Origin of the sequence: Nocardia acididurans (assembly GCF_016741815.1) — a bacterium.
Classification (GTDB): Bacteria; Actinomycetota; Actinomycetes; order Mycobacteriales; family Mycobacteriaceae; genus Nocardia; species Nocardia acididurans.
This window is the reverse complement of sequence record NZ_JAERRJ010000051.1, coordinates 1-1,177: the sequence shown is the minus strand read 5'-3', so window position 1 is coordinate 1,177 and position 1,177 is coordinate 1. Positions and strand designations below refer to the sequence as shown.

Genomic DNA, 1,177 nt, shown 5'->3' with positions numbered 1-1,177 from the left:
GATCAACGATGCAGGCGACTTCGGTTCGCTCATACCCACGATGCGCGACCTTTGCGACGCGGTCGATGAGGTCTTGAATGACCTTCAGCGAGCCGGGATCTGAACGCCCCGTTCGCATCCGACCGCAAGCAACCGGTCAGTCCTGACGTGGCGGTATTCCGCCCCGGAGTAGGTCTTCGACGGTGGCGAAGTTATGAGCGGTAAGCCATAGCCTCAGCAGGTGGCGTCGTCGCGCCGGGTCTTCGTGGTCGGTGTATGCCTCGCGGCTGTGCAGTATCTTCGCGTTGTTGAGGATCTGCACGTCGCCGGGAGCGAATTCCATCGGCAGGTAGAAGCGGGGGTCGTTGGCGGTGTCCTCGAGCATCTGCATGGCTTCGAGTTGCTGGTGGGTCAGGGGCGGGACGCCGGGGTGGCGTTGGGCGTCGCGGATGTACCAGCCGATGTAGAAGATTCGCGGGGTGCCGTTGACATCGTGGATCGCGGGGAGCGTGAAATATGGTGTCTCGCCGGGTGATTGCTCGTCGTTGCGGTCCCAGTGTAACGGCTGGCGAAGCACCTCGATGAGGTCGGGGCGTTCGGCGAGGATGTGGTTGTAGACGGCCGACGAGCTGGCGATGCGGCTTTCGCCGCCGGTTCGCGCGCTGTGCAGGCAGAGCAATCCGACCAGGTCCGAGCCGTCGGTGTGGAAGTCCTGGCGCTGGTTGGTGGTGTAGAGCCGCACGCCAGGGCCGGTGCGTGGGATTCGTTCATCTCGGACGTGTCCGAGGAGGTCACCTGCGGCGTTCTGACTGACGGGGGTGCCCAGATGTAGCCCGAGCCCGACGTAGGCGAGTTCGGTTTCCTCGGGCGTAAGTAGGTCGTGCGGGAATCGGCGGATCAGGACGAAGGCGCGGCCGAGTGAAAGAGTTCGGGCCCATTCCTGCAGTAACTCGGTCAGCGTGGGAAGCGGCAGGTCCTCACAGCTCACGGTCGCGGCGGTCAGACCGGCCGCGGCTGCCGTGCGAGCGGAATCGGCGATCTCGTGGCGCTGCGCGTCGGTGAGGACTGTGGCCCATTCAGCGGGGTCGGTGAGGTTGGCCCCCTTCCACACCGCTGGCGACTGGATTGGTTGATACGAGGCAGCGGCCGTCATCAGCGGTACTCCTGGTCGAGAGATGATGTCTGAACGGAAGAGCTA

At 64.3% G+C, this 1,177-nt stretch carries 1 protein-coding gene; it reads right to left on the bottom strand.

Going from position 1 to position 1,177, the window contains the following annotated elements; genetic code table 11:
- Window positions 1-136 precede the first annotated feature (136 nt).
- Window positions 137-1,132, bottom strand: coding sequence for a TauD/TfdA family dioxygenase (locus JK358_RS38740; protein ID WP_201958872.1), 996 nt, complete (start codon window positions 1,130-1,132; stop codon window positions 137-139).
- Window positions 1,133-1,177: the final 45 nt, after the last annotated feature.

Excerpts from the sequence above, each read along its gene's own strand:
- JK358_RS38740 (WP_201958872.1), bottom strand. The coding sequence starts at position 1,132 with ATGACGGCCGCTGCCTCGTATCAACCAATCCAGTCGCCAGCGGTGTGG.